The organism is Streptomyces sp. NPDC049687 (assembly GCF_044465285.1).
In the GTDB taxonomy this organism is placed as follows: domain Bacteria; phylum Actinomycetota; class Actinomycetes; order Streptomycetales; family Streptomycetaceae; genus Streptomyces.
Map to the genome: position 1 here is coordinate 271,881 of NZ_JBITLN010000003.1, position 20,580 is coordinate 292,460.

A 20,580-nucleotide genomic window follows, 5' to 3' on the forward strand; every position below is an offset into this window, starting at 1 on the left:
TTGCGGATCAGCGGCCGAGGCGGGAAAGACCCTTCTGCACGTCTTCCCTGTTCATCACGGGTGTGTAGGTGAGGTCGGCACCCAGTTCGAGGAAGAACGGCTCGCTGAGCACCGGCATGTCGGAGGGGTCCTCCATGTCGAAGAACAGGAAGGCGGTGCGCCGGCCGCCCTCAGCGGTGAAGTAGGCCGCTTCGGGCTTCATCTGCTGCAGGGACTCCTCGATCAACTTTCCGAGAGTCCCGTTCCGGATGAGCTCGTTCGCCCTTTCCGTGTTCATGGACGCCTTCAGCATCATGCGCATCGTGGTCACCTTCTTCTGGTCGACGCGCGCGGATGGACCATTTCAGGATATGCCCGGGCAAAAGAGGGCGCCCAGGTCGCGGGCTGCTCGCGTACTTGGACGCCGGATTCATGGGGCCGCCCTGGCGAGCCCGCGAGTGCCTGAACCGCGGGCGGCGCGTCTCCTACGGGAGCATCCCGTCGTCGCCACCATGGCCCGCAAGGAACCAGGCCTGACGCACACCGCCGTACTGAGCCCGACGACCGAATGGCACGACGCGGCCCTGCGGTGGCTCGCACACCACGTGACCTGTCATTTACGCCCAGGCCCCGAGCAGGACAGCGCCACGCTCAGCCTCTTCACCGCCGCACTTCCGTACGCCCTCCTGCCGCCACCGGACGCCCCGCATCCCGCCGCCACGCGTACGGCGGTCGACCGCCGGGTGGGCCAGGTCCTCCACGCCTGCCTCGGCCTCCCACCCGACTGCGCCGACCGCGTCAGCTGGCGGCAGGGCTCAGAAGACCGGTGTGCCGTCCTGCGTCAGCTTCCAGTTGGTCACCGCGAAGTCGGACGGGTTCAACGTGCCCCTGGACACGACGTAGTCGATCATCAGCTGGCGGATCTCGTTCGTCGAGCTGTACGCGATGTCGGCGGAGGCGATGTGCGGGTAGCCGCTGCCGCCGTTCGCGCGGTAGTTGTTGACGGCGACGACGAAGACCTGGTCGTCGGCGACGGCGGTGCCGTTGTAGCTGAGGTTCTTGATCCGGGAACCCTCGACCTGCGCGATGTCGATCTCGTAGTCGACGCCCGCCGCCGTGTCGTACATGTAGTCCCAGAAGTTGTTGGCGTTGGTGAGGGTGGCGGTGTCCACGGCGGTCCCCGCGGGCACCTGGTGGTAGTACTTCGCCGCGTACTCCAGGTAGTCCTTGAGCTGGGCACCCGTGAGCTTCTTGCCGTAGAGGGTGTTGTCGTAGATGTAGAGGCCGGCGATGTCCTTGATCGTGACGTTGCCCGCCGGGATGTCCGCCGTCCGGGAGAACGGCGCGGCGACCGAGATGAGCGGGAGCGCCGCGTCGGAGCCGGACAGGCCGGCCTTCACCGTCTGTATCTGGACCTCGTGGATGAAGTCCATGATGGGGACGTCCTTCCAGCAGGACTCCGCCGCCGAGAGGTCGGCCGTGCAGGTGCCGACGGCCGTGTTGACGTAGGTGACGACCAGTTCGTGGTCGGCCTCCAGGAGTTTCCTGATCTCCGGATCCTCGTCCACGGTGTTGGGGTTGAGGGTCTGCGCGGTCTTGCTGACGACCTTCCAGCGGCCGTGCTCCAGCTCCACCTCGAAGTCGAAGACACTGAGGCGGTACCCCCAGCAGTACGGCTCCGACAGCAGCACCTCCTCTCCCGTCTCCTCGTTCTTCACGGTGTACGAGGGGACTTCCACGTGCGTGTGGCCGACGAGGATCGCGTCGATGCCGGGGACCTGCTGGGCCACGAGGTTCGACGCGTTCTCGATGTAGGGGAGTTCGTCGCCGTACGACGAGGAGCCGTCCAGGCCGGAGTGGTCGGTGAGGAACACGACGTCACAGCCCAGGGCGCGCAGTCTCGGGACGTACTTCTTCGCCTGCTCGACCAGGCCCGGGAACACCATCTTCCCGCTGACGTTGTCCTTGTCCCAGATCGCGATGCCCGGGTTGGTGAGGCCCAGGATGCCGACCTTGATGTCGGGCGCGCCCGGGACGCAGATCCGCTTCACGGTGTACGGCGGGAAGGCGGGCTTCAGCGTCTTCGCGTCGAGGGCGTTCGCGCCGAGCAGCGGGAAGCGGCACTGCTGCTCGAACTTCCGCAGCACGTCGATGCCGTAGTTGAACTCGTGGTTGCCGAGCGCGGCGGCGTCGTAGCGCATGTGGTTCATGGCGACGGCCATGGGGTGCTTGACGTCGTCGCCGATGGGGTCCACGCGTGCGAAGTAGTAGGCGAGGGAGGTGCCCTGGATGATGTCGCCGGCGTCCACGAGCAGGACGTGGTCCTCGCCCTTGGCCTTCCGCTGCTGCTTGATGAGGGTGGCGACGCGGGCGACGCCGACGGAGTTGCCCTTGGCGTCGGCGTAGGCGGCGTCCTTGTAGTAGTCCCAGTCGAAGACGTGGCTGTGCAGGTCCGTGGTACCGAGGATGGAGAAGGACCAGGTGCGGGGCTGGTGTCGGGCCTTCGGCGTGGCGGCCTCGGCGGTGCCTGCGCAGACCGTCCCCGCGACGGCCACCGCCGCTCCGGTCACGGCCGACTTCTGCACGAACTCACGGCGGTTCATGGGGTTGACGGGCATTCGGGGCTCCTGGAACGGGGGCGGTTGGAGGAACGGCACTACCCGCGTAGATGCTTGCCGCCCGCCGCTTCCGCAGGGAACCAGGAACAGGCCATGTCCCGGTCAACAAAGGGAAATCACCGCAATCCTTGCCCCTCGCACGCCATCACGGTTTCTTCACGATCGTCACCGAAACTCTTGTCCTGAACCCGTCATGTGTGCGTATGGTGATCGCCGCGCAGGCGGAGCCGACCACTCCGCGATCGTGCGCGACGACAGGCGACCGGGGGACACCGTCGCCACGGGGAGAGACAGACCGTTCGTCATGCCGCGAGCCGGCTCTTCACGCATGCCCTGCGCACGGGCACCCCCCGGTCGCCCACCATGCGATGAAGGGGATGCTTCCTTGCGCCCGAAACGAGGGTTCATCAGACCCGGATCAGCACGGTCCGGACCACTCACGACACTGCTGACGTCCGCCGTCGCAGCGGCCCTGCTCGGCGGCCTCGCCGTCCAGCCGGACCTGCTCGGCCGGTACGCGGCCGACGACATGGCCCCCGCGGCCGCAACCGGCGACAGCTACGACGGCTTCGACGCCAAGGCCGCCGAGCAACTCCGTCAGGACCAGTGCCTGATGACCGAGGTGCTGCGGATGGGCGGCCCCGCCATGTACGGCGTCGCACAGGACGGGCTGAACCAGACCCCGGACGGGCTGCACACCGCGGCGGACCGCCACTACTGGAACGAAACAGCGCTGAGCACCGCGTTCCAGAAGGACCGCGACGACATCGACAAGATCGACCTGTACGCGCGGCTCGGTGAATGGAAGAAGGCCCTCTCCGGCCTCTCCGACCCCGGCGGCTTCCAGAGCATCGCCGACTTCACGGACCCGCCGGGCCTCGCCGGACGGGGTGAGAACTACTTCCAGCAGGTCGGCATCACGCCGTGGCTGGGCGCCCAGTGGTGGAAGGCCGAGGGCGACTACTACGCGGACCCGACCCCGAAGGCCGACGACGCGACGGCCAAGGCCGTCACCGACCTCGGCACGCCGCTCTACGGCAAGTCCCCCGACCCCAGCCTTCCGTCGGCCGAGTGGAGCCGTGCGCTGGCGGAGAAGAACGCCTTCGAAGACCGCGTCTTCATGCACCCGCAGTGGGCCGACGACGCCCGGATCTTCCTCTCCTCGGGCGGTTTCCCGCGCACGGCGCCCGAGCCGGGCAGCGTCGAGTACCGCATCGCCGCGGAGGACCTGAAGACCCGGTTCGCCTCCTGCGACTGGCACAGCCCCGCCGACCCGAACAAGGTCCTGGGCAAGGAGGTCTCCGCGGCGTCGGCCGAGTGGCAGCAGGAGATCGCCGGGCAGGCCACCCAGCGCAACCAGATCCTCAGTGCGAGCAAGGACGCCACGAAGTCCCTGGCCACCGGCGCCGCCGCGCTGGGTGAGATGCTCGGCCAGTCCTGGATCGCCGATCACCTCACCCGCTGGCAGGACTGGTGGTCGGCCGGCGGTCCCGGCTGGATCGGTGACAGCCCGTTCGTGATCCACGCGCACGGGGCCACCGACAAGTGCCTCGAAGTGACGGGCGCGAAGAAGGACAACGGCACGCCCGTGCAGATCTCCACCTGCAACGGCGGCGTCGGGCAGAAGTGGCAGATCTCCGGCGCCCGTCTCTACAACCCCAACTCGGGCAAGTGCCTGGCCGTCAAGGGCGGCGCGAGCGCCAACGGTACGGCCGTACAGATCTCCACCTGCGACTTCAGCGCCTCGCAGAGCTGGGAGTACGGCACCCACGGCACGAGCCGGCTCTACAACCCGGGTACGGCCAACTGCCTGGACCTGGCGGACTACACCAACGGCCGTGACGGACGCATGTGGGACTGCACGGGCAAGGCCCCGCAGCAGTTCGACATCGTGGCCTCCGAGCACGCCGGCACGGGCGACCTCGACTACCCGACGAAGGCGCAGTTCGACAAGGCGAAGAAGGGCATCGCGGATGCGCAGGCGGAGTCGAAGAAGCAGCTCGACCTGATCAAGGCGCAGGCCGCCGCGGCGAAGAAGGCCGCGACCGATTCCGACGCGGCGACGCAGGCGGCGTACGCCGTCGCGGACAAGGCGGGCGCCCCGCGCGGCCGGGGTCTGCTGACGGGTCAGCAGAAGGCGCAGGTCACCAAGGCGTCCGCGGCTGCCCTGGACGCTCTGGCCAAGGCCGGTGACACGGCGTACGCCGCGACCCGCGCCGCCGCCGGTGACAGTGCGACCGTCGCCGCCCGGGCGTTGACCCAGGCCGCCCAGTCGAAGGCGGCGTTCCGTACGGCCGCCGCGAACGAGGCCCGCGCCCAGGCGAAGGCCGCCGCCGACGCGGCCGCCGTACAGGCGCAGACCGCCAAGGCCGCCCGGGATCTCGCGAAGACCAAGCTCGCCGAGACGCGGAAGGCGGAGGCGGACGCGAAGGCCGCCGCCGCGGAGGCGCATGCCAAGCGGCTGGACGCGGAGGCGGAGGAGGCCACCGCGAAGGCGGAGCAGGAGACCGCCGCCGCCAAGCAGGCCGAGGCCGCCCGGCACAAGCAGAACGCCCAGGGCTATGCGACGGCCGCCACGGAGGCCAAGGGCCGGGCGGAGACCGCCGAGTCCACCGCGCGCGCCAAGCGCCAGGACGCCGAGGCCGCCCGGGACCGGGCCAAGGGCAAGCGCGACGACGCCTGGGACGCCGAGAGCAAGGCCAACGCGGCCCGCGCCAAGGCCGACGCCAAGGACGCCTACGCCGAGGCCCACGACTCCGACTCCGACGCCCAGGCCTCCCGGGCGGCGGCGAACCAGGCCGACAAGGCGGCCGACGACGCGGAAGCGGCGGCGAGTTCCGCGCGAGCGGAAGCGAACGCCGCCACCCAGGCCGCGGCCGACGCGGACGCCGCCGCCACCCGCGCGGAGGCCGCCGCCGAGCGGGCCCGTTCCGACGCCGACGCGGCGCAGGCCGCCAAGCTGAAGGCGGACGCGGCGGTGCGCACGGCGACCAGCGCGGCCGCGGACGCGATCAAGGCGTCGCAGACCGCCGCCTCAGCCGCCCGTACGGCCGTGAAGCTCGCGGACGACGCGGACAAGAACGCGGCGAACGCCAAGGCCCAGGCCGACGCGGCGAAGACCGAGTCCGTCAAGGCGGTCGCGTCGGCGGCCGACGCGGCCGGCCACGCCTACACCACCGCGCAGGCCGCGGCGGACGCCGGTGCCTCGGCGCAGCAGGTCGCCGCTCCGGCCAACGACGCGGTCCAGCTCGGCTCCCCGTACGTCGACACCGACTCCGCCGCCGGTCTGGTCGTCCTGACCGGCCAGTCGTCGAAGACGATCGCCGAACAGCAGCAGGCCGTGGCCGAGGCGCACGCCGCCAACGCCCAGAAGAACGCCGACCAGGCGGCGAGCCTGGCCGCGGCGGCGACCGGCGACGCGAAGGCGGCGTACACGCTGGCCGCGGAGGCCGCCTCCTTCGCCGCCGCCGCCCGCAAGTCGGCGAAGGAGGCGCTGGGTTACGCCGCCGAGGCAGCCCAGTACGCCGCCGACGCGCAGTCCTCGCTGGCCCGGGCCATCGAGTACGACCGGCAGGCGGGCGTGGACGCGGCAGCCGCCGACCGGGCGGCGGGCCGCGCCGAGAACTACGCGTCCGAGGCCCGCTCCTCCGCCGACCAGGCCGCCCTGGACGCCGAAGCCGCCCGCGCGGCCGCCTCCGAGGCCGAGCAGGCCGCCAAGGACGCCCGAGCGGCGGCCGATCGTGCCGACGCCGAGGCCACCGCCGCCGAACAGGCGGCGAAGGACGCCCAGGCCTACGCCGAGTCCGCCCAGCAGGCGGCCGACCAGGCCGAGCGCGGCGAGGCGAACGGGCAGGTGCAGGCGGGCGCCGGAACCGGTGTCGGCGGTGTCTTCTACATCATCGACAAGATCGCCGAGGCGGCGCCGGCCAAGCAGCTCAACCTGTGCGACTACACGTTGCAGGGCTGCACGGTGACGTACGAACTGCACGTCGACGTCACGGTCAGCTACTACTTCTGCGACAACCCCGACGTCCCGGCCACCGAATCCGGCTGCCCGCAGGAGGACACCGTCTTCCTCAGGACGGAGGTGCTCAAGAACCAGAAGCAGGAGTGGACCCACCACTTCACCGCCGGTGACATCACCCGGATGGGCTGGCAGGCGCTCTTCGGGGACACGCTCGGCGCGGTGCTGTACGAGGTGGTGCTGGGCGACGCCGTCCGCTGCTACCACGGCGACAAGGTCGGCTGCGCGTGGTTCGCGTCCAACTTCATCCCGGGCAAGGTCTTCACGAAGGCCGCCGAGGCCCTTCGCGCGCTGAACGTCGCGCTGAAGACCGGGGTCGGGATCGAGGACGCGTTCAAGGCCCTCAAGGCGCTGGACGACATAGACCCGGCGACGCTGGCGAAGATCGAGGACAGCATCCGCGTCTACGAGGACGCGGTCACGGTCTGCAAGCGGAACAGCTTCCCGGGCGACACCCAGGTGCTGATGGGTGACGGGACCCGCAGGGCGATCCGGGAGGTCAGGGAGGGCGACCTGGTTCTCGCCGCCGACCCCGGGACGGGGCGGCTGCGGCCGGAGCCGGTGACCGACACCTTCCGGCACGACACGGACCGTATGACGGAGATCGCCGTGCACGGCGGTCTGCTCACCAGCACCCGGGGCCACCGCTTCTACGTCGACGGCCGCGGCTGGACCACGGTCGCGGACCTCGTGGTGGGCGACCGGCTGCGGGCACCGGACGGCACCTGGAACGCCGTGACGGCGCTGACCGACCGCCCGGGCCGGGCGGAGGTCTTCGACCTCACGGTGGACGACCTGCACACCTTCTTCGTGCGCGCCCAGGGCGTCACCTCGGCGGACGTCCTCGTCCACAACTGCCTGAAGATCCTCGACGACGAGGCCAACGGGATCGGCGGGGCCCACACGAAGGCGGACCACGTCGATCCCGACGACGTGAAGATGGCCCAGAAGGCGGAGAACAGCACGTCCGGCATCGCCACGCGGTGGAACAGCGCCGCGATCGCCGAGAAATCGGTCAACGAGGCGTTCCAGCAGTGGATCGCCCGCAACCCGAAGGGCCTGGACAGCTGGCTGACCAAGATGCGGAACAAGTTCGGCAAGAACAACGACCGCGGGTACTTCGATCCCAGAACCGATCTGAAGGAGATCACCTGGACCCTCAAGGACGCCGAGAACCTCGGCCTGAAGTGGGTGCGCAACGGTGAGCAGGGGGTCGACGCCGGAAATAAGGTGGTGATTCAGCTGCGGTACACGGGACGTCAGCACCCGCCGGGTTACGTCGTCTACACGTCGTACCTGGCCGGCTGATCAGCCTTCGTCGTAGTCGTCCGACTGCCGGGGGCGACCGGGTCACCGGTCGCCCCCGGCGCTGTGCGAGGAAACGCATGTCAGAACAGCGCGAGGCGCGCCATTGGAACTTCGACGGGGACTTCGGGCTCAGTCTGCTCACGGCCGATCCCGCGGCGGAGCTGTCGGGCGACGCCGACGAGGCCCGCGCCCTCCGGGACGACGCACGGCTGCTGCTGGAGTCGTCCCTCCCGGACGAGGTCCTGCGCGCCGTGTGGCTCGCCGCCTCGGGAGGTCGCCGGGATCCCGGGGCGGATCCGCGTTCCCGGTTGTGCGGTGTCGTCGAGCGGTGCGAGGAGGAGATCGCCGCCGATGTCCTCGAACCCGGCCCGGGCACTCCCCCGACGGTCGCCGTGGACGAGAACGCCATGAGAGAGGCCGTACTCGCCGAAGTGCAGGCCGTCACCGGCACACCGGCAGGGAGCGGGACCGTCCCCGTCCCCGCACTGGCGCGCGTCGTCGCCGAAGTGGACGCGGATCTGGGATTCCGGCTGTTCCTGCGGGTGCTGAAGGCGTACGCGGTGCCGGTCGGCCTGGCGGACTACGACCGCTACCAGGCGATCGCCGGCGCGTTCGGTTACCCGGGGCGGCTGGTCCCCGAGGGGCTCGCCGTGCGCTGGCCGCGCTTCGACGACGCCTCGGTGCGGCGGCGGTTCGAGTTCGACTTCGGGTTCTCGGCCGTCGTCGGCCGTTTCCACGGCGATCTGTGGCAGCACGCGTACACGGTCGACGAAGGAGTCCGCGGCGTCGCCACCGACCAGGTGGGGCTCGTACCGGGCGTGGCCGCGTTCGCTCTCCTCCAGGACACCTCGCGGCTGCTGGGCTCTCCGTTGTCGGACGGCACCCTGACGACGCTCTGGCAGGTGACGACGTACCGGGGTTACGACCTCGACGAGCAGGGCGGCGTACGGCCCTGGCTGCGCCGGATCACGGACATCTGCGGGGAGTGCCTTCGGCTGACCGACCCCGGCTTCACGCCCGCCGCCCCCGCTCCGGCCGCCATGGAGCTGCGGGACCCGGTCCTGCGGGAACTGCGGGATGTCGCCCCCGCGGTGACGGCCGCGGTGCGCGACAGCCCCTGGTACGGCGCCGACACCAGCCCGTGGTTCGCGCTGTCGGACCAGGCCGTCCCCGTACTGGAACAGGTCACCGGCCGAGTCGACCCCGACCTCGGTTTCCGCCTTCTGCTGCGGACCCTGAGCGCGTACTCGGTACCGCTGACCGAAGAACGTGTGGCCCGCCTCACCGCCCTCGGTGACGCCTTCGGCCACAGCCGGCCCCACATCGCCTCCCTGACCGGCCCGGGGCATTAGCCAAGCGCTTCCATGCCTTGCACCGGACAACGATCCTGCCGTGTGGGCGCCGGGTGGTGCTGGGCGTCAGACCACGGTCCAGGCGGGGTCCGACACCCGCACGGTGATCACGGGTGCGGGAGCCGCCATGGGCGGGCGCGCTCGTCGAGGCGTGCCGTCGGACGGGCACCGAACGCGTGCTGTGCCCCGCGGTGACCGCGGCGGAGGCCGTGGGCCGTTCTCGTCTTCGCCGACAGCTTGTATCGGCTGTTGCCGCCCCTGGAGCGGCTAGGTGAGGCGCGGACCGCCAACTCCCCACCCTCGGCGAACCCGGAACTCTTTATTCCGGATCACTTCCTTAACTCGTACGGCCTTCCGCCACGCTCATGGCTCCCCCCTCACGCATACGTGGATCTGGTCCCTGCAGGTTGCATGGCTGCCGGGCAGATATTTCGTGACGGCGCTGTGCAACCTGCCCGGACCTGCTCCCGTACTCCTCTTGCACCAGGGCTTCCGCCAGAAGGTGGCAGCCCGTAGCTCTAGGCAAAGGAAGACCGTTGTCGAAGCACCGGAAGATCACGCAGAACCGCCGCATGATGTTCACCCTCACCGCCGGAACCGCCCTGGCCGCCGTGGGCATGGGCGGCGTCGCCTCGGCCGCGACCCCGACCCCGACCCCCGTCTCCACTCCGGTCCCGGTGCACACCTCCACCCCGGTCCCGGTGCACACCTCCACCCCGAGCCCGGTCTCCACCCCGAGCCCGGTCCACAAGTCGATCCCCATCTCCGTGCCGACCCCCATCTCGGAGCTCACCCCGAGTGAGATAGCGAACACGGTGGGCTGACCCACTCGAGAGCGCGCATGCCGCCCGAGGCCCCAGGGCCGTCGCCCTGGCTTTGGGCGGCGTGCGCGCGTGAGGGGATGAGAGAACCCGCGTCACCAGCCGCAACCGGTGGTGATCAGTTACGGCGCCGGGTGAGCCCCCGCCCCGCCGGTGCGGCCCCCGGGCCGGTGCCCGGGCACGTTCGAACCGGCCCGGCCGATCCGTCGTAGAAGCCATGAACGCCCACGCCTGACACGCGGGGCGACGCGGAAGCGGAAACGGCTGCCGGCGGCTCTCCCGGGAGCGCCGGGCAGAGATCACGACGGAAGAGCCATATGACGGTGAAGACGAGGTTCGGCGCCCTGATGAACGTCGCGCTGGTGGGTGCGGCCGTTTCGGCGGTGCTCGCGGCGGTGCCCGCCCATGCGGCGGGTCAGCAGTACACCCTGCAGAACGTGGAAAGCGGCCGCTGCCTCGTGGGCAACTCCGACCGCACCGTCCGTCAGGGCAACTGCGACTCCCGGGCCAAGTGGGAGCCGGCGGAGGGCGACGGGATACTCAAGAACGTGGCCACCGGGATGTGCCTGGACTGGAACCACGACATGATCGGAAGCTCGCCCTATCTGTCCCCGTGCACTACCGAGGACTACGGCCAGAACATGGGCTTCATTCCCGTGGGCGGAAACCGTGTCAAGATCAGGCCGGTCGACGGCCTTCTGAACCTCACGGGCTGGAACACGGGAGAGGTCAGCTTCAACTACCGCGCCGACGACCCCGAGAAGCAGCTCTGGGCCACCATCTGAAACACTGAAACAAAGGCAGTGCCCGCCCCGCCGTGGTAAGGCGGGGCGGGCACTGTCCTGTTCCCGGCCGCCGTCGTCGTACACATAGGTGCCGTTGGAACACAGCTTGTACCGGCCGTCGGTCCCGTCGGCACTCGCCGTTCCGGTCGCCGCTCCGACCGCGATACCCGCAATGGCCGGCACCATTCCGGCGCGCCGCAGCGCGGCCCGGCTCGGCGTTCCAGGCGGTGGGGGATTTGCCGCGCGTTTCCCTCGCGCCTCCCTGTACAGGGGCCCGAAACAGAGGGGCACGAGCGCTCAACCGTGACGCGTGAAGCGACGCAAATCAGGTGAAAACGACCTCTTAGGACTCCTGGCGCAGGCCGTCCACTTCCGACGCGAAGAGCTGGGCCGGGTCGAAGTCCATGCCGTGGAAGTGGCCGGCCAGCTCGAGGGACAGCACGCCGTGCGTGCGGGTCCAGAAGCTCAGCGCACGGTCGAAGGGGCTCGGCGGGGCGTCGGACTCCGGCAGCGCGGCGAGGAGGACCGCCATGATCTCGCGCGTGATCACCGTGGTGTCCTCGGGGGCGTGGTAGCCCGGGATCGGGGTGCCGTAGACGAGGAAGTAACGGTGGGGGTCGGCCAGGGCCCAGTCGCGCAGGGCGTGCGCGAGGGCGGCCAGGTCGGGCCGGCCCGACCGCTCGGCCACCGCGCGGAACGTGTCCGCGAGGCTGCGGTACGCGTCCCTGACCAGCTCGGTGATCAGCTCGTCGCGGCTCGCGAAGTAGCGGTACAGCGCGGGGCCGCTCATCCCCATGTTCTTGGCGATCGCGTTGAGGGAGAGCGCGGACGCTCCCGCCGTGGCGATCTGTTCCCACGCCCGCTCCTTGACCTCCGCGCGCACCTGGGCCCGGTAGCGCTCGCGCGGGGTCTTCGCACTCTCCGTCTCCGTCATGGTTAGAGGCTATCACTGAAGTTATTGACACTCGCCTTCTCGGCGAGTTATAACTTCTAACGAACACGAAAGCCAGTAACAAACTCGTGCCAGGAGGCCGTCATGAACGCCGAACGACTCGTCGAGGTAGTGCTGCCGGGCAAGGTCGAGCCGGAGGGGCTCCAGATTCGGCAGGGAACCGTTCCCGTCCCGGGCCCCGGGCGGATCGTGGTGCGGATGGAGGCCACCGGCGTCTCCTTCGCCGAGCAGCAGATGCGCCGCGGCCGCTACTACGACCAGCCGCCGTTCCCGTTCGTGCCGGGCTACGACCTGGTCGGCACCGTCCTGACGACCGGCCCAGGTGTCGACCCGGGCCTGGCCGGCCTCAGGGTGGCCGCGCTGCTGAAGGTCGGCGGGTGGGCCAGTCACGTGGTCGTCGACGCGGCGGACGTGGTGGCGGTGCCCGAGGGCGTCGGCGCGGCCGAGGCGGAGACCCTGGTGGTCAACGGCGTCACGGCCTGGCAGATGCTGCACCGCAAGGCACGCGTCCGCGCCGGGCAGACGGTCGTCGTGTACGGCGCCAACGGCGGCGTCGGCTCGGTCCTGGTCCAACTCGCCCGGGCGGCCGGCGCCCGGGTGATCGGCACCGCGTCCGCACGCCACCACGACGCGCTGCGCGAGCAGGGCGTGACCCCGGTCGACTACCGCGCCCAGGACCTCGCCGCGCGCATCCGCGCCCTCGCCCCCGGCGGTGTGGACGCCGTCTTCGACCACGTCGGCGGCCGGGGCATCGTCGACTCCTGGCGGCTCCTCGCGCCCGGCGGCACCCTCGTCTCGTACGGCAGTGCCGCCACCCGGGACGCCGAGGGCTCCAAGCAGGCGCCCGTGCTGAAGCTACTCGGCCGGGTGTGGCTGTGGAACGCGCTGCCCAACCGCCGCCGCGCCTACTTCTTCAACGTCTGGGCGGGACGGGCCCTGGCCAGGAACCGCTTCCGGGCCCGGCTGCGCGCCGACCTCACGCAGGTCTTCGCGGCCCTCCAGCGCGGCGAGGTCACGGCACGGATCGCGGCCGAACTGCCGCTCACCCGGGCCGCCGACGCCCTGCGGCTGGCCGAGTCGGGCACGGTCGCCGGGAAGGTCGTCCTGAACCCGTAGCGCCCCACCCCCCCTCGCCCCCACCGCATCGCCCGCCCCGGAGGAAGACCATGTCCTGGAAGTCCACGGCCGCTCGCACGCTGCCGCTCGCCCTCGCCCTCGCCGCCGCCCTCGCCGCCGGCGCACCGGGCGCCGGTGCCGCCACCGCCCACACGCCGGCCACCACCACGTGCCGCGGGGACGGCGTCGACGCCTCGGCCCGTATCCGCTACGCCACCGACATCGTCATCGACGCGCCGCTGAGCACCGTGTGGAAGCTGCAGACCGACGTGGCGCACTGGCCGTCCTGGCAGCCGCCCGTCCTGACCGCCGAGCGCCTCGACCCCCGCGGGCCTCTCCGGAAGGGTTCGGCGTTCCGGTGGACGACCCCCGCGCCCGCCACCACGCTGGACATCGTCTCGACCGTCCGACAGCTCCGGCCGGGCCGCTGCGTGCTGTGGGACGGTCCGGCCGTCGGCGAGGGGCTGCGCATCGACAACGGCGTACATCTGTGGACCTTCGAGAAGGTCCGGGGCGGTGTCCGCGTGCACACGGAGGAGACCTGGACCGGCGCCCAGGTCGAGGCCGACGTCCCCGCCGCGACCGCGGCCCTCGGCGCGGGCCTGGAGGCATGGCTGCGCGACCTCAAGAGCGCCGCCGAAGCCCGCGCCTGACACCCTGCCGACGCGCCTGTGCCCCTGACCGAGGTCGCCGGTCAGGGGCACAGGCGCGTGCGAGGGGACGATCAGAGGAAGGAGTTGATCTCGATCGTCTCGTCCCGGCCCGGGCCGACGCCGATCGCGGAGATCGGGGCGCCGGACATCTCCTCCAGGGCCTTGACGTAGTTCTGGGCGTTCTTCGGGAGGTCGGAGAACGACTTGGCCTTGGTGATGTCCTCCGACCAGCCCGGGAGGGTCTCGTAGACCGGCTTCGCGTGGTGGAAGTCGCTCTGCGAGTACGGGAGTTCCTCGACGCGCTTGCCGTCGATCTCGTAGGCGACGCAGACCGGGATCTGCTCCCAGCCGGTGAGGACGTCGAGCTTGGTGAGGAAGAAGTCGGTCAGGCCGTTGACCCGGGTCGCGTACCGCGCGATGACCGCGTCGAACCAGCCGCAGCGGCGGTCACGGCCGGTCGTCACGCCCCGCTCGCCGCCGATGCGGCGCAGGGCCTCGCCGTCCTCGTCGAAGAGCTCGGTCGGGAAGGGCCCCGAGCCGACGCGAGTCGTGTAGGCCTTCAGGATGCCGATGACCCGGCTGATCTTCGTCGGACCCACGCCCGCGCCCGTGCAGGCGCCGCCCGCGGTCGGGTTGGACGAGGTGACGAAGGGGTACGTGCCGTGGTCGATGTCGAGGAGCGTGCCCTGGCCGCCCTCGAAGAGGACGACCTTGTCCTGCTCCAGCGCCTGGTTGAGGACCAGGACCGTGTCCGTGACGTACGGAGCGAGCTTCTCCGCGTAGCCCAGCAGTTCCTCGACGACCTGGTCGACGGCGATCGCGCGGCGGTTGTACAGCTTGGTCAGCAGCTGATTCTTGGCGTCGAGAGCCGCCTCCACCTTCTGGGTGAGGATCGACTCGTCGTAGAGGTCCTGGACGCGGATGCCGACCCGGTTGATCTTGTCCGCATAAGTCGGACCGATCCCGCGCCCGGTGGTGCCGATCTTGCGCTTTCCGAGGAAGCGTTCCGTCACCTTGTCGACAGTGACGTTGTAGGGCGTGATGATGTGCGCGTTGCCGCTGATCAGAAGCTTCGACGTGTCGACGCCGCGTTCGTTCAGACCGCTCAGCTCGGAGAGCAGGACCGACGGGTCGACGACGACACCGTTTCCGATGACCGGCGTACATCCAGGAGACAGGATTCCGGAAGGGAGGAGGTGGAGTGCGTACTTCTGGTCACCGACGACGACCGTGTGGCCGGCGTTGTTGCCGCCCTGATAGCGCACTACGTAGTCCACCGAGCCACCGAGCAGGTCGGTGGCCTTTCCCTTGCCTTCGTCACCCCACTGAGCACCGAGCAGCACAAGTGCGGGCACGCGCGTACACCCCTTCCGGGTGGGGCATGTCCAAGGTCAGGGGCGTACGCGGAGGCGCTTTCCACCACCGCGTGCACCGCGACCGCCGTTGGTCGCACCGCGACCGTCTTCGGCCGCACACCGTCGGACCCGGATGCCCCGGAATAGACGAAGCCCCTGGCGCAATAGCGCAAGGGGCTCTTGCACAAAGATGCTACCCGAGGAAGCGAGGCAGGACCGAGGTGGCGACTTTCGCGACGCCGGACCAGCTGCTGGTGATCATCGATCCGGTCGCCCGGAGGACGGACGGGGAGTCCGTACGGATCGCGAAAGACGTGCTCAGCGCCGGTGCGGCGAGTACGAAGGTCTGTCTTCCGGAAGACCCGGAGGAATTCGCCCGGATGCTGGCGCGGCGGGGTTCGCGGCGGCCGGTGGTGGTCGGTGACGACCGTGCGCTGATGCGGGCGGTCTCGCTGCTGCACCGGCAGCGGGAGCTGGCCGGATGTGTGCTGTCGATGGTGCCGGTGGGACCGGTCCTGGGCGTCGCCCACGCCCTGGGGATCCCGACGGGGGCCGTCGCGGCCGCGCGGGCGGTCCTGGACGGTTCCGAGCGGCGGCTGGACGTGCTGGTGGACGACAGTGACGGGGTGGTGCTGGGCGCACTGCGGATACCACCGCTGCAGCTCACCGAGCAGGAACAGGAACAGGAGCGGGAGCGGGAGGCGGAGGCGGCGGCGGCCGGGCGCCCCTGGTTGCAGTCCCTCGTCCGCACCCTGGTCCCCTCCCGCCCGCCTCGCCCCGGCCCGGCCGCTCCCCCGCCCGGGCCGGCCCGGCTGCGGGTCGAGGTGGACGGGGTGACGCTGGTCGACCTGGACCAGCCGGTGGAGGAGGTGTCGGTGACCCCGGGCACGTCCGGGGTGGCGGAGGTCGTGGTCCGCCCCCTGTCGGTGGGCGCGGAGGCGGCACAGCTGGAGGCAAGGGGGCGCACGGTGACGGTCGCCGGGGCCGACTTCCGCTACCGCGCGGACGCGGCCGTGGCGGGGCCGGTGCGGAGACGGACGTGGGTGGTCCGGGAGGGGGCGTTGGGGTTGGTGCTGCCGGCGGGGCGGTGAGCGGAAGTCGTCCTACGCGTTGCGTGGCCGCCCAAGCCGGTTACGTCTCCACCTGCCCGGGCAGGGCCTCGTCGTCCTTCAGGCCCACCCCCGTGACCCCCAGCTCCCGGGCCCGACCCGTCAGCGCGGCCAGTTTCCCCGCCGCCACCTCGTACGACAGGCCGAGCGGCGGGCGGATGTTGGAGAGGCAGTTGCGGTCGGCGTCCGTCGTGACGCCCGGCCGGGGCCGGTACGTCAGGTACGCGCCCAGGGAGTCCGCCGCCGACATGCCGGGGCGTTCGCCGACCAGGACCACGACGGACTCCGCGCCCATCGCCGCCGCCACGTCGTCGCCGAGGGCCACCCTCGCCTGCTCGGCCAGCACCACCGGCGCGATCCGCCAGCCGGCGCCGAGACGTTCCGCCGTCTCCCGGACCAGCGCTGCCGCGTGCTCGTGCACCGCACGGCTGGAGAGCCCGTCGGCGATCACGAAGACGATGTCCCACTCGCCCACGGGCAGATGCGCCCGGTCGGTGGGATGCAGCCGCCGGCCCAGGTCGGGGCGCTGGAGGTAGGTGAGGCGGTCGGGGGCGGCACTGCGGACCCGTACCGTCGGCATGCCGGGCAGCGCCGCCGCCACCGTGTCCGGCCGGAACGGCGAGTGCACCGCGTCCCGCGCGGCGGCGTGCGCCGCCTGGAGCTCCAGTCGGTGCCGGGTGGGCAGCGCGCTGCCGGCCCGGCCGAGGCCGATACGGGCCTGGGTGCGGCGGCGCAGCGCCGGCCACAGGTCGGCGTTCGGCCCGGCCGCGTCCGGCAGACCGGCGGCCCCCGTCCGCTCACCGTTCCGCACGGGTGGGTCCGTCATGGGGCCGGCCTCCGTCCGATCGCCCTTGAGAACCGGTACGTCCGTCATGCCGCCAGCTCCCGTCCGATGGCCGTCAGCGGGTGCGCCGTACCGGACACCTCGCGGACGCCGCCCCGCTCGTCCAGCAGGCCGATCGAGTCCAGCCACGCCTCGAATTCCGGCGCCGGGCGCAGGCCCAGCACCTCCCGGAGGTAGAGGGCGTCGTGGTAGGAGGCCGACTGGTAGTTGAGCATGATGTCGTCGCCGCCCGGGGTGCAGATCACGAAGGACGCCCCCGCCACGCCGAGCATCGTCAGCATGGTGGCGATGTCGTCGTCATCGGCGTCGGCGTGGTTGGTGTAGCAGATGTCCAGGCCCATGGGCAGGCCGAGCAGCTTGCCGCAGAAGTGGTCCTCGAGGGCGGCGCGGAGGATCTGGCGGCCGTCGTAGAGGTATTCGGGGCCGATGAAGCCGACGACCGTGTTCACCAGGAGGGGGTCGTAGCGGCGCGCCACCGCGTACGCCCGTGCCTCCACCGTCTGCTGGTCCACGCCGTGATGCGCGTCCGCCGACAGCGCGCTGCCCTGGCCGGTCTCGAAGTACATGACGTTGTGGCCGACGGTCCCCCTGCCCAGCGCCCGCGCCGCCTCGTACGCCTCGTCGAGCAGACCGAGGGTCACGCCGAAGGAGGCGTTCGCGGCCTGGGTGCCGGCGATGGACTGGAAGACGAGGTCGACGGGCGCCCCCCGTTCCATCAGGTCCACGCTCGTCGTGACGTGGCAGAGGACGCAGGACTGGGTGGGGATGGCGTAGCGGCCGATCACCCCGTCCAGCAGTTCCAGCAGGTCCCGTACGGCCTTCGGGCTGTCGGTCGCCGGGTTGATGCCGATCACCGCGTCCCCGGAGCCGAGCAGCAGCCCGTCCAGCAGGGCGGCCGCCACGCCCGCCGGGTCGTCGGTGGGGTGGTTGGGCTGGAGGCGGGTCGCCAGGCGTCCGGGAAGGCCGATCGTCGAGCGGAAGGCGGTCACCACCCGCACCTTCCGCGCCACCGCGACCAGGTCCGCGTTCCCCATCAGTTTCGACACCGCCGCGGTCATCTCCGGTGTCAGCCCGGGCGCGAGCGCGGCCAGCGCCGCCGTGTCCGCCGCCTCCGACAGCAGCCACTCGCGCAGTTCCCCGACCGTCATCGACGCGACCGGCGCGAAGGCGGTCCGGTCGTGGGTGTCGAGGATGAGCCGGGTGACGTCGTCGTCCTCGTACGGGACGAGGGGCTCGGTGAGGAAGTCGGTCAGCGGGACCTCCGCGAGCGCCCAGCGCGCCGCGACCCGCTCCCGGGCCGTACGGGCCGCGAGGCCGGCGAGACGGTCGCCGGAGCGTTCGGGGCTCGCGGCGGCGAGGAGGCGGGCCAGGGAGCCGAAGCGGTGCCGCTCGCCGCCGAGGGTGGACGTGTAGACGCTCATGCGGTGACCGTACGAGCCGCGTGTTGCCGCCAGATTTCTAAAGGTCTGGTTGACAAGTATTTAACGCCCCGAGACCCTTGCTCGACTCATTCGGGCTACAGAGTTCCGGTCCAGCACGTAGTGGACGGGCAAGGAGAGGGGCCACCCGATGGCAGTGGACGAGGGACTCGTCCCGGCGGCGAAGACAGGCGACGGCGGCACGGTGCACCGGCTCAAACCCAATGCCGTGGGCCTGCTGGGCGTGGTCTTCATGGCTGTGGCGACGGCGGCGCCGATCACCGCGATGACGGGCAACGTGCCCTTCATGGTGTCGGCGGGCAACGGCATCGGGGCACCGGCGAGCTACCTCGTCGCAATGGTCGTCCTGGCAATCTTTGCCGTCGGCTTCACCTCGATGGCGAAGCACATCACCTCCACCGGCGCCTTCTACGGCTTCATCTCCTACGGCCTCGGCCGCTCGATCGGCCTCGCGTCCGGCCTGCTCGCCACCTTCGCGTACGTCGTGTTCGAGCCGGCGCTCATCGGCATCTTCTCGACGTTCGCCACGACGACCCTGAAGGACCAGACGGGGCTGCACATCCCGTGGTGGGCGTTCGCCGTCCTGATGCTCGCCGTCAACGCGACGGGCACCTGGTTCGGCGTCTCCGTCGCCGAGAAGCTGCTCGTCGTGCTGCTCGCCACCGAGGTGACGATCCTGGCGGCGATGGCGGTCTCGGTCGCCTTCCACGGCGGCGGGCCGGACGGCTTCGGCCTCGACCCGGTCAACCCGGTCAACGCCTTCAAGGGCACGTCCGCCGGGCTCGGCCTCTTCTTCGCCTTCTGGTCGTGGGTCGGGTTCGAGTCGACGGCGATGTACGGCGAGGAGTCCCGCAACCCGAAGAAGATCATCCCCAAGGCGACGATGATCTCCGTGCTGGGCGTCGGCGTCTTCTACGTCTTCGTCTCCTGGATGGCCATCTCCGGCACCGGCGAGTCGCGGGCCGTGAAGGTCGCCACCGCCGACCCGCTGGCCCTCTTCTTCACCCCCACCGAGCAGTACGTCGGCCACTGGGCGGTCGTCGTCATGCAGTGGCTGATGATCACCGGCTCGCTCGCCTGCGGCATGGCCTTCCACAACTGCGCGGCCCGCTACATGTACGCCCTGGGCCGTGAAGGGGTCCTTCCGGCCCTGCAGCGCAGCGTCGGCCGCACCCACGCCCGGCACGGCTCCCCGCACATCGCGGGCCTGGTCCAGACGGTCGTCACGGCGGTCCTGCTCCTCGCGTTCTGGGCGGCCGGCAAGGATCCGTACACCGGCACGTACGTCCTGCTCGCGATCCTCGGCACGATGGCGATCCTCGTCGTCCAGGCCGTCTGCTCCTTCGCGGTGCTGGTGTACTTCCGCTCCCACCACCCCGAGAGCCGGCACTGGTTCAAGACCTTCGCCGCCCCGCTCGTCGGCGGTGTCGCGATGCTCGCGGTGGTGGCGCTGCTGGTGTCCAACATGAGCGCCGCGGCCGGTACGGAGTCCGGCTCGCTGGTGCTGAAGGCGACCCCGTGGATCGTCGCCCTGATCGCGGTGGCGGGCGTCGCCTACGCCCAGTACCTCAAGAAGCGCTCACCCGAGAAGTACCTGCTGCTGGGCCGCACGGTGCTGGAGGAGACCAAGGAGCGGTAGGTCCCGGACAGGTCCTACAGGCCCAACAGGCCCGACGGGTCCAGCAGGTCCTACAGGTCCTGGTCACCGAAGATCTGTTGGCGGTGGACCCGCCAGCGCTCCATCATGGCCGAGACCTCGCCCTCGACGAACTCGAAGAAGGCGAGCGTCTCGGCCATGCGGCGTCCGGCGGGAGTGCTCGCGCCGAGGCTCGCCACACCCTCGCGCAGGGCGCCTTCCCACCGCTTGATGAGGGCTTCGCGGTTGGTCAGGGCCTCGTACCACTGGTCGCCGTGCACCCGGTAGCGTTCCCGGCGCGAGCCGGGCTCGCGCTCCCGCGAGACCATGTGCGTCTGCGCCAGGTAGCGCACCGCCCCGGACACCGCCGCGGGGCTGATCCGCAGCTGTTCGCCCAGTTCGGCGGAGGTCATCGAGCCCTCGTCCGAGGAGAGGAGCGCGGCGAAGACCCGGGCGGGCATCCGCGTCATCCCGGCCTCGACGAGCTGGGCCGCGAAGGACTCGACGAATCTCGACACGGCCTCCGCGTCCCGGGCAGTTTCGCTCATGCGCCCATCGTAACGTCGCTTCACACTCTTCTTTATCTTCA

Annotated in this window: 15 protein-coding genes; 8 read left to right on the forward strand and 7 right to left on the reverse strand. The window is 70.8% G+C overall.

Annotated elements, in window-relative coordinates:
- Window positions 1-7: 7 nt before the first annotated feature.
- Complete coding sequence (locus ACIBVL_RS11195; RefSeq protein WP_399095507.1) at window positions 8-301, reverse strand: hypothetical protein; 294 nt, start codon at window positions 299-301, stop codon at window positions 8-10.
- Between the two features lie 493 nt (window positions 302-794).
- Entirely contained in the window at window positions 795-2,597 is a 1,803-nt protein-coding gene (locus ACIBVL_RS11200; RefSeq protein ID WP_399095509.1) for a bifunctional metallophosphatase/5'-nucleotidase, read from the reverse strand.
- 385 nt (window positions 2,598-2,982) lie between these two features.
- Between ACIBVL_RS11200 and ACIBVL_RS11205 the strand changes: the two genes are divergently transcribed.
- The 4 genes from ACIBVL_RS11205 to ACIBVL_RS11220 all read left to right on the forward strand — a co-directional run bounded on the left by ACIBVL_RS11205 (window position 2,983) and on the right by ACIBVL_RS11220 (window position 10,887).
- Window positions 2,983-7,929: a ricin-type beta-trefoil lectin domain protein gene (locus ACIBVL_RS11205; protein WP_399095513.1), complete on the forward strand. Its 4,947-nt coding sequence runs from the start codon at window positions 2,983-2,985 to the stop codon at window positions 7,927-7,929.
- Between the two features lie 77 nt (window positions 7,930-8,006).
- Window positions 8,007-9,281, forward strand: a complete 1,275-nt coding sequence (locus tag ACIBVL_RS11210) for a hypothetical protein (protein WP_399095515.1) — start codon at window positions 8,007-8,009, stop codon at window positions 9,279-9,281.
- Between the two features lie 536 nt (window positions 9,282-9,817).
- A complete protein-coding gene (locus tag ACIBVL_RS11215) occupies window positions 9,818-10,105 on the forward strand; it encodes a hypothetical protein (RefSeq protein ID WP_399095518.1) in 288 nt (95 codons plus the stop codon).
- Window positions 10,106-10,419: 314 nt separating this feature from the next.
- Complete coding sequence (locus ACIBVL_RS11220; protein WP_399095521.1) at window positions 10,420-10,887, forward strand: hypothetical protein; 468 nt, start codon at window positions 10,420-10,422, stop codon at window positions 10,885-10,887.
- A gap of 343 nt (window positions 10,888-11,230) precedes the next feature.
- On the opposite strand, the gene ACIBVL_RS11225 is transcribed toward ACIBVL_RS11220, so the two are convergent.
- Entirely contained in the window at window positions 11,231-11,821 is a 591-nt protein-coding gene (locus tag ACIBVL_RS11225) for a TetR/AcrR family transcriptional regulator (RefSeq protein WP_399095524.1), read from the reverse strand.
- 102 nt (window positions 11,822-11,923) lie between these two features.
- On the opposite strand from ACIBVL_RS11225, the gene ACIBVL_RS11230 reads away from it, so the two are divergent.
- Both ACIBVL_RS11230 and ACIBVL_RS11235 read left to right on the forward strand, forming a co-directional pair.
- Window positions 11,924-12,955, forward strand: coding sequence for a medium chain dehydrogenase/reductase family protein (locus tag ACIBVL_RS11230; RefSeq protein WP_399095527.1), 1,032 nt, complete (start codon window positions 11,924-11,926; stop codon window positions 12,953-12,955).
- A gap of 50 nt (window positions 12,956-13,005) precedes the next feature.
- The gene (locus tag ACIBVL_RS11235; RefSeq protein WP_399095530.1) at window positions 13,006-13,608 is read left to right on the forward strand and encodes an SRPBCC family protein; all 603 of its coding nucleotides are present in this window, start codon (window positions 13,006-13,008) and stop codon (window positions 13,606-13,608) included.
- Window positions 13,609-13,679: 71 nt separating this feature from the next.
- Here ACIBVL_RS11235 and ACIBVL_RS11240 read toward each other — a convergent pair whose 3' ends face one another.
- Window positions 13,680-14,963, reverse strand: a complete 1,284-nt coding sequence (locus ACIBVL_RS11240) for an adenylosuccinate synthase (protein ID WP_399095533.1) — start codon at window positions 14,961-14,963, stop codon at window positions 13,680-13,682.
- A gap of 221 nt (window positions 14,964-15,184) precedes the next feature.
- Between ACIBVL_RS11240 and ACIBVL_RS11245 the strand changes: the two genes are divergently transcribed.
- The gene (locus ACIBVL_RS11245) at window positions 15,185-16,054 is read left to right on the forward strand and encodes a diacylglycerol kinase (RefSeq protein ID WP_399095536.1); all 870 of its coding nucleotides are present in this window, start codon (window positions 15,185-15,187) and stop codon (window positions 16,052-16,054) included.
- A gap of 40 nt (window positions 16,055-16,094) precedes the next feature.
- Here ACIBVL_RS11245 and eutC read toward each other — a convergent pair whose 3' ends face one another.
- Window positions 16,095-16,898, reverse strand: a complete 804-nt coding sequence (gene eutC, locus ACIBVL_RS11250; RefSeq protein WP_399095539.1) for an ethanolamine ammonia-lyase subunit EutC — start codon at window positions 16,896-16,898, stop codon at window positions 16,095-16,097.
- A gap of 44 nt (window positions 16,899-16,942) precedes the next feature.
- Complete coding sequence (locus tag ACIBVL_RS11255; protein ID WP_399095542.1) at window positions 16,943-18,337, reverse strand: ethanolamine ammonia-lyase subunit EutB; 1,395 nt, start codon at window positions 18,335-18,337, stop codon at window positions 16,943-16,945.
- A 148-nt stretch (window positions 18,338-18,485) separates the two neighbouring features.
- Between ACIBVL_RS11255 and ACIBVL_RS11260 the strand changes: the two genes are divergently transcribed.
- Complete coding sequence (locus ACIBVL_RS11260; protein WP_399095545.1) at window positions 18,486-19,994, forward strand: APC family permease; 1,509 nt, start codon at window positions 18,486-18,488, stop codon at window positions 19,992-19,994.
- A gap of 50 nt (window positions 19,995-20,044) precedes the next feature.
- Here the strand turns inward: ACIBVL_RS11260 and ACIBVL_RS11265 are convergent, their stop codons facing one another.
- A complete protein-coding gene (locus tag ACIBVL_RS11265; protein ID WP_399095548.1) occupies window positions 20,045-20,539 on the reverse strand; it encodes a GbsR/MarR family transcriptional regulator in 495 nt (164 codons plus the stop codon).
- Window positions 20,540-20,580 lie beyond the last annotated feature (41 nt).

Coding starts and splice junctions, on each gene's coding strand:
- ACIBVL_RS11195 (WP_399095507.1), bottom strand. CDS start 301: ATGCGCATGATGCTGAAGGCGTCCATGAACACGGAAAGGGCGAACGAG.
- ACIBVL_RS11200 (WP_399095509.1), bottom strand. CDS start 2,597: ATGCCCGTCAACCCCATGAACCGCCGTGAGTTCGTGCAGAAGTCGGCC.
- ACIBVL_RS11210 (WP_399095515.1), top strand. CDS start 8,007: ATGTCAGAACAGCGCGAGGCGCGCCATTGGAACTTCGACGGGGACTTC.
- ACIBVL_RS11220 (WP_399095521.1), top strand. CDS start 10,420: ATGACGGTGAAGACGAGGTTCGGCGCCCTGATGAACGTCGCGCTGGTG.
- ACIBVL_RS11225 (WP_399095524.1), bottom strand. CDS start 11,821: ATGACGGAGACGGAGAGTGCGAAGACCCCGCGCGAGCGCTACCGGGCC.
- ACIBVL_RS11230 (WP_399095527.1), top strand. CDS start 11,924: ATGAACGCCGAACGACTCGTCGAGGTAGTGCTGCCGGGCAAGGTCGAG.
- ACIBVL_RS11235 (WP_399095530.1), top strand. CDS start 13,006: ATGTCCTGGAAGTCCACGGCCGCTCGCACGCTGCCGCTCGCCCTCGCC.
- eutC (WP_399095539.1), bottom strand. CDS start 16,898: ATGACGGACCCACCCGTGCGGAACGGTGAGCGGACGGGGGCCGCCGGT.
- ACIBVL_RS11255 (WP_399095542.1), bottom strand. CDS start 18,337: ATGAGCGTCTACACGTCCACCCTCGGCGGCGAGCGGCACCGCTTCGGC.
- ACIBVL_RS11260 (WP_399095545.1), top strand. CDS start 18,486: ATGGCAGTGGACGAGGGACTCGTCCCGGCGGCGAAGACAGGCGACGGC.
- ACIBVL_RS11265 (WP_399095548.1), bottom strand. CDS start 20,539: ATGAGCGAAACTGCCCGGGACGCGGAGGCCGTGTCGAGATTCGTCGAG.